A 6,217-nucleotide genomic window follows, 5' to 3' on the forward strand; every position below is an offset into this window, starting at 1 on the left:
ACGGCGGCCGAGGACGTAGCCGGTGCCGATGATGCACGTGATGACCGCGAAGCCTGCGATCACCCCTCCCATGGCAGGTCACTTCGTGCCTCGAACATCACCTCGTGCATGAAGCGATTGTCCGTACCCGCGTGTTCACGCGGGCGTCCGGGTGGGCGCACGGGCGTTCGGCCTCCGGTGAAGCCCAGCTCGTGGTGGTCGGCGACCACGTCGTGCAACTCGCGTGCCATCCGGGCGCGTTCGGCAGTAACGGCCTGAACGCGGTCCATCTCGGCCAGCAGCGCGGTCTGTTCGGCGCGCAGCGGTTCAGCGGCGGCGACGTTGCGCGGAGTCGGCGAGGCCGCGCTGACGGGTCCCTCAACCGGTCACCGCCTTCCCCGGCCGTCTCCCTCTCCCTCTCCCGTGCCGTTCCGGCGGCGGAGCCGGGTCGCGAGCCGGTAGTCCACCTGTACCTCGCGGTAGTCGACCCCGGGCTCGACCTTGTCGGGGAGGTTGGTCCGGTTGCTCCCCGAAACCGACTCACGGCCGGGGGAACCGTCGAATCGGACCTCGGTCTCCGGTTCCGCGCCGAAACGGAGCTCGTCGGCGTTCACCGAGGTCGTGAGCTCGATGTCAGCGGTCTCCGATCCGTTTCATGGCGGTTGCTCGTGCTCCCGCTCGCGCGAGCGCCGCCGCCGGGACCGGTCCTCGGACCGTGCGGGTGTGCCCTTGGAACCGCCGCCCGACTTCTTCTTCGCCGTGCGGGCGGCCTTCTTTCCGGTCCTCGTCACCGTGCGGCCCGTCTCGTCGATGGTTTTGCCGGCGCCTTCGCCGACGTCCTCGACGGCCCTACCCGCGCCCTTGCCGACGTGCTGGGCGGTCTCCCCGGCACCCTCGCCGACGTCCTCCACGGCGCTGCTCGCGCCTTCGCCGACCTTCTCGACGGCGCTTCCGGCACCCTGACCGATCTCCTTGACCGACTCCCCGGCGCCTTCACCGACGTCCTCGACGGCCTTCCCCGCCCCCTCGCCGACGTCTTCGACAGCTGAACCGGCCCCTCGGCCGAGCTCCCCGACGGCCTCCCCCGCACCGCTCCCGAGCTCCCGCGCGGCCGAACCGAGGCCCGACGTGATCTGCTCCAGGATCTGCGGATTGCGGTCGATGGTCGTCAGTACCCGGCCGACGATCTGGGCGACGTTGTCGAGGCGCACCTTGAGCAGGGCCTGCGCGTCCACACCCTTGATCTCCAGCTGGACCCGGCCCAGCTCCACGTCCGCTCCCACATTGAGCTTGAGCATGTCCAGCACCTCGGCCTGCAGTGACACCCGCGCCCGCAGATCCTCGACCTCGACGCTGATCTCGTCGACATGCACCTGCGGCACGTCGAGCAGCACGTCGGGTTCCTCGTGCGGTGTCGTCGCCGGCAGGTCGGCAGGGGGCGCCTCGGAGGATTCGTCCGGCTGATCGCCGTACTCCTCCTCGTACTCGTCCTCCTGCTCCTCCTGCTCCGGGTCGTAGTCGTCGTCACTCATGTCGCTCCCCAGAGTGCAGGTGCGTTACGAATGCTCCCGTTTTCCACCGTAAGGGCGATGCTTCAACTCTGCCGGGTGGTCACCGTCCCTCCCTCGTCGGAGTGCGGCCGGGGCCGCCTGCTCAGGTGGACCATGCCGTGCGGAGCTCCTCCGGGCCGTACGCGGCGTCGAGTCCCGTGCAGTCGGTTCCGCTGCGCGAGACCGCGACCACAGGCACGGGATCAGGCGTGAGTGCGGCGCGGTGACGGTGCAGGTCGGCGAGGTCGTGCCGGTCGAAGGGGGAATTCTTCAGCCACTTCACGGAGCCGACGAACAGCAGCTCCTTGGCGATGGGCGCGCGGTCGGCTCCCACGATGTCGATCTCCACATCGTTGGTGCGGGTCCAGTAGCCGCCGATGGCCGGCGCGGCGGGGAGGTCGGAGTCGGGCAGTAGTCGTGCCAGCGCCTCGCGAACCAGGGGTTCGACGGCCCGGCCGCGCCAGCTGGTCCAGTTCTCACGGACGCGCTGCAGCGTCAGATCGCCCCGGCCTCGCTCGATCTCCTCCATCGCAGGCCCCACGAATCTCAGCCAGAAGCGTAGGTATGGGTCCACGATTCGGTAGCGGCGATCCTTCGAGGGCCGCGTGGACAGGGGAAGCTCCGCCGCGATCATTCCCTTGTCCGTGAGGGGCACCAGCGCCCGCTGGAGCGGGGTGGCCGCCACACCGCCCGCAGCGCGCGCGATGTTGGAGAATGTCCGCTCGCCGCTGCCGAACGCGGAGAGCACCGATCTCGCCTGCAACTGCTGGGGGAACTCCGCTGCGAGCGACCGCTCAGCAGAAACCAGCAGCGCCGAGACCGGATCGCTGAGGGCAGCCGCAAGGAAGTCCCAGACCCCGGCGCCGTGCGGCCACTCCGCACAGATCAGGGGCAGGCCGCCGGTGATCAGGGCCGCATCGAACGCCGAGGCCGCATCGAGGCCCAGCATCCCGCCCACTTCCGCCGGGTTGAGCGGCCTCAGCACCATCTCCCGTCCCCGCTGGTGAAACGGGCGTCCGTAGCTGTTCAGCGCCTCCATCATCGACAGATCGGAGCCGACGAGAACCAGCAGAACCGGTCTGGTCTCCAGCGCCCTGTCCCAGGCCCGCTGAAGCATGCCCTCGAACGCGCCCTCCGCATCCATCAGATACGGCACCTCATCCATGATCACCACGCTCGCCCGGTCGTGCGGCAAGGAGGCGGCCAGTACGTCAAGAGCGGCATCCCAGTTCGCTGGACGGGCGGCGGACAGCAGGCCCGCCAACGGCAGACCGGAGGACTGTGCATCCTTGCCGAGACGCGTCAGATCGACCTCCGGCGACGCCCCCGTGGCCGTGTAGTAGAGGAAGGGGGCGCCGGAGTGCTCAGCGAACCGCGCGGCCAGCCGCGACTTACCCACCCGGCGACGTCCCCGTAGCATCAGGCACCGCCCGGGCCGCTCCCCGCCGATCCCCGCGGTCACCTTGGCCAGCTCCCGGTCGAGCGTTTCGAGCTCGTGCTGCCTGCCTACGAAATCCACCATGGCGCTGCCTCCGGACTCTCGCTCACACCTAGGATACTAACATCAAGGTTAGTAACAATCAGGTTACTAACCTTGGGCGAGGTTCGGCGGCGCAGCGACAAGAGTCCTGAGGGACGGCCGGTTACATCGGGTTCCAGGGTCGGCAGCGCCGGCAACCGCATTCGGTGAGGCACCGGTCGTGAGGTGGTGCCGCGTGGACCAGGCGAAGATCAGCAATATCGAGTCCGGCAGGATCGGCGTGAGCGAGGAGCGGATTCGGCGTCTCGCTACGTTCTACGCATGTGCGGACGTCGAGCTCATCGAGGCGATGTGCGCCATCGCGCGCGAACGTCGGGGTCAGTTCTGGTGGGAGGAGTACCGGGGAATCCTTTCCCCTGATTTCCTGGACATGGCAGAGCTTGAGCACCACGCGGCCTCCATGCGGTCGCTGCAAATCGTCTCCATGCCGGGGCTGTTGCAGACCGAGGACTACGCGCGTGCTCTGTTCTCCGGGGTGGTCCCGAAGTTGCCCGCCGCTGAAATCGAGGCGCGAGTCGAACATCGCATGCGTCGTCGGGACGTGTTCGCGAAGGAAGACCCACCGCACCTTCACGCTCTCATCCATGAGGCGGCGCTGCGGATGCGCTTCGGTGGGCGCAGTGTGGCCAGGACGCAGCTCGAGTACATCAAGAAGGTCGCCGAGTGGCCCCACGTCACCGTGCTCGTCATCCCGTTCACGAACGAGCAGTTCATCGAAGCGACACAGCCCGTGCTCTACGCGGGCGGTGCCGTCCCGCAGTTGGATACGGTCCGGTTGGACAGTCCCATCGGCGGACAGTTCCTGGACGCTGAGGCTGAGCTGCACAGGTACCGGACTCTGCTCGATGCTGCGGAAGACACCGCGCTCAGTGCGGCTGAGTCAGAGCAGATCATCCACCACATCGGACGAGAACTGTGAGAGCTGAGGCATGACCACATCCACCATCCAGTGGCAGAAGTCTTCCTACTCCGGCGGCGAGGGGGCGAACTGCGTCGAGGTCGCCGGGACCGCTCCCACCGTCCAGCTCCGTGAGAGCGACGACCCCGGGACCGTCATCACCACCACCCCCGCCCGGCTCGCCGCCCTCATAGGCGCGGTCAAGGACGGGGCACTTGCCGACCTGACCCCCTGAGCCCGTAGAAGCTCTGCCTCGCGTCCCGGCCCCGAGCCGACCCGTCCGCTCGGGACGCCGCGGACTGCTCGGAATCACCATCAAGTCGGGTGGCCCGTTGTGCGGCCTGGCTGGCCGGGAGACCCGCGGCCACGTCGACCCGACTGCGAGCCAAGAGCGAAACCGCCACGGCTAGATGACCGGCGGGCGGCCCAGGCGGGCCATCCGCCACACCGTGGCCCACCGCATGGGCCGTCGTCGGCCGCACGGAGTGCGTACGCCCTCGATGAAGCCCCCCGTCCAGGCCCGCAGGCCGCCGAGTGACCGGGTGCGGGCGAGGGTGAGCACGGTCCACGTGCCCAGGTACACGGGAATCAGCGGGAGGGGCAGATGGCGCCGTGCCAGCCAGACCCGGTTTCGGGCTGTCATCCGGTAGTAGACCGCGTGCCGTGCCGGCGAGGTCTTGGGGTGCTGAAGCAGCAACTCCGGCTCGTACAGGATCCTCCAGCCCGCATCCAGGGCACGCCAGGCCAGATCCGTCTCTTCGTGGGTGAAGAAGAACTCCGCCGGCCAGTCGCCGATCTCGTCCAGCATCCGCATCGAGAAGGCGTGCCCGCCGCCGAGGAACCCGGTCACCAGCCCGCGGTGCATCGGGTCCTTGGCTCGCAGCCGTGGCACGTGGCGACGCTGGGTTTCGCCGTATTCATCGGCGATGCGGAAGCCGACGATGCCCAGGTGACGGTCGCTCGCGTACAGCTCCTGGACCGTGCGGAAGACGTCGGCGTCGACCAGCAGCCCGTCGTCGTCGAGCTCGACGACGATGTCCACGTCCCCGAACTCGCGCAGCTGGGCCAGGGCGACGTTCCGTCCGCCAGGGCAGCCGAGGTTCTCCTCCAGTTCGAGCACGGTCACGTTGCCGGAGAAATCCGGAAGCGGGGAGCCGTTGCCCACGATCACGATCCGCGCCGGCGGCACATCCTGCTTGGCCACCGACTCCAACAGGGCGTCAACCTCCGTGGGGCGGTTGCCCATGGTCACGATGGCCACACCCAGGCGTGGTTCGGACGAGGGAAGCACTGCCACTCCTCATCTCGGCTGCGGTGCCCGCGATCGTAGCCGTTCACCCGCCGCCGCTGTGGAAGCCGGCGGCCGGTAACCGGGTCAGCGGTTCTCGCCGGGGACCCACAGCACGTCGCCGACCTCCTTGTTGGCCGAGCGGGCCAGGATGAAGAGGAGGTCGGAGAGGCGGTTGAGGTAAGTGGCCGTCAGGGGGTTCATGAGGTCGCCGTGTTCGTTCAGGGCGGCCCAGGTCGAGCGTTCGGCGCGGCGGACGACTGTGCACGCCTGGTGCAGGAGGGCGGCGCCCGCGGTTCCGCCGGGGAGGATGAAGCTGCGCAGCTTCTCCAGCTCCGCCAGGTAGGTGTCGCAGTCCCCCTCCAGCTTGTCGATGTAGCTCTGCTCGACGCGCAGCGGCGGGAATTCGGGGTTCTCGGCGACGGGCGTGGCCAGGTCCGCGCCGACGTCGAAGAGGTCGTTCTGCACCCGTACAAGCACCGTGGCGATCTCCGGCGGCAGGTCGCCGAGGGCGAGGGCCACTCCGATCGCCGCGTTGGCCTCGTTCGCGTCGGCGTACGCCGAGATGCGGGTGTCGGTCTTGGCGGTACGGGTCATGTCGCCGAGGGCGGTGGTCCCGGAGTCGCCGGTACGGGTGTAGATGCGCGTCAGATTGACCATGAACCGAGCCTAGTGCCCCTCCCGGCAATGTTTGCCCTGTCGCGCCGCCCATCACGCGCGCTCGCCGCGTTGGCCGAAAGCCCTGGTAGCTCCGCTACAAGGACTTCCGGCCGCCTTGCGATCGCACGCACTGGACGACGCTCCTTGACGGGCAAACATTGCCGGTCACGGCACTAGCTGATCTCGATGAGCAGGTCGCCGGCCTCGACCTGCTGGACCTCGCCGATCGCGAGCCGGCCGACCGTGCCGGCGCGCTGGGCCGTGATGGACGCCTCCATCTTCATCGCCTCGATGGTGGCCAC

General features: G+C 68.6%; 8 protein-coding genes and 1 pseudogene. 2 read left to right on the forward strand and 7 right to left on the reverse strand.

The features are described 5' to 3' along the window. Window positions 1–194 precede the first annotated feature (194 nt). From ACRDP3_RS13430 to ACRDP3_RS13445, 4 genes and pseudogenes are all read right to left on the reverse strand, one after another. A pseudogene (locus tag ACRDP3_RS13430) lies at window positions 195–326 on the reverse strand (two-component sensor histidine kinase); the annotation flags it as partial. A gap of 39 nt (window positions 327–365) precedes the next feature. Continuing rightward, the gene (locus ACRDP3_RS13435; protein WP_431517143.1) at window positions 366–593 is read right to left on the reverse strand and encodes a hypothetical protein; all 228 of its coding nucleotides are present in this window, start codon (window positions 591–593) and stop codon (window positions 366–368) included. Window positions 594–632: 39 nt separating this feature from the next. Then, window positions 633–1,511, reverse strand: coding sequence for a hypothetical protein (locus ACRDP3_RS13440; RefSeq protein ID WP_431517144.1), 879 nt, complete (start codon window positions 1,509–1,511; stop codon window positions 633–635). 121 nt (window positions 1,512–1,632) lie between these two features. Beyond that, complete coding sequence (locus ACRDP3_RS13445) at window positions 1,633–3,051, reverse strand: ATP-binding protein (RefSeq protein ID WP_431517145.1); 1,419 nt, start codon at window positions 3,049–3,051, stop codon at window positions 1,633–1,635. Window positions 3,052–3,229: 178 nt separating this feature from the next. Between ACRDP3_RS13445 and ACRDP3_RS13450 the strand changes: the two genes are divergently transcribed. Continuing rightward, the gene (locus ACRDP3_RS13450) at window positions 3,230–3,988 is read left to right on the forward strand and encodes a DUF5753 domain-containing protein (protein WP_431517146.1); all 759 of its coding nucleotides are present in this window, start codon (window positions 3,230–3,232) and stop codon (window positions 3,986–3,988) included. Between the two features lie 10 nt (window positions 3,989–3,998). Next, window positions 3,999–4,202 (forward strand): DUF397 domain-containing protein, encoded by a 204-nt coding sequence (locus ACRDP3_RS13455; RefSeq protein ID WP_431517147.1) that lies wholly within the window; start codon window positions 3,999–4,001, stop codon window positions 4,200–4,202. 171 nt (window positions 4,203–4,373) lie between these two features. Here the strand turns inward: ACRDP3_RS13455 and ACRDP3_RS13460 are convergent, their stop codons facing one another. The 3 genes from ACRDP3_RS13460 to ACRDP3_RS13470 all read right to left on the reverse strand — a co-directional run. Beyond that, window positions 4,374–5,258, reverse strand: coding sequence for a glycosyltransferase family 2 protein (locus ACRDP3_RS13460; RefSeq protein ID WP_431517148.1), 885 nt, complete (start codon window positions 5,256–5,258; stop codon window positions 4,374–4,376). Window positions 5,259–5,342: 84 nt separating this feature from the next. Beyond that, a complete protein-coding gene (locus ACRDP3_RS13465; protein WP_431517149.1) occupies window positions 5,343–5,915 on the reverse strand; it encodes a cob(I)yrinic acid a,c-diamide adenosyltransferase in 573 nt (190 codons plus the stop codon). Between the two features lie 173 nt (window positions 5,916–6,088). Continuing rightward, window positions 6,089–6,217, reverse strand: a 129-nt coding sequence (locus ACRDP3_RS13470) for a biotin/lipoyl-containing protein (RefSeq protein ID WP_431517150.1), incomplete at its 5' end; no start/stop codon positions are given.

The sequence above is a fragment of the Streptomyces sp. genome (assembly GCF_050698815.1).
Taxonomy (GTDB): domain Bacteria; phylum Actinomycetota; class Actinomycetes; order Streptomycetales; family Streptomycetaceae; genus Streptomyces.

Bases quoted from the DNA above. Each gene is read 5' to 3' on its own strand.
- ACRDP3_RS13455 (WP_431517147.1), top strand. From the start codon at position 3,999: ATGACCACATCCACCATCCAGTGGCAGAAGTCTTCCTACTCCGGCGGC.
- ACRDP3_RS13465 (WP_431517149.1), bottom strand. From the start codon at position 5,915: ATGGTCAATCTGACGCGCATCTACACCCGTACCGGCGACTCCGGGACC.
- ACRDP3_RS13440 (WP_431517144.1), bottom strand. From the start codon at position 1,511: ATGAGTGACGACGACTACGACCCGGAGCAGGAGGAGCAGGAGGACGAG.
- ACRDP3_RS13445 (WP_431517145.1), bottom strand. From the start codon at position 3,051: ATGGTGGATTTCGTAGGCAGGCAGCACGAGCTCGAAACGCTCGACCGG.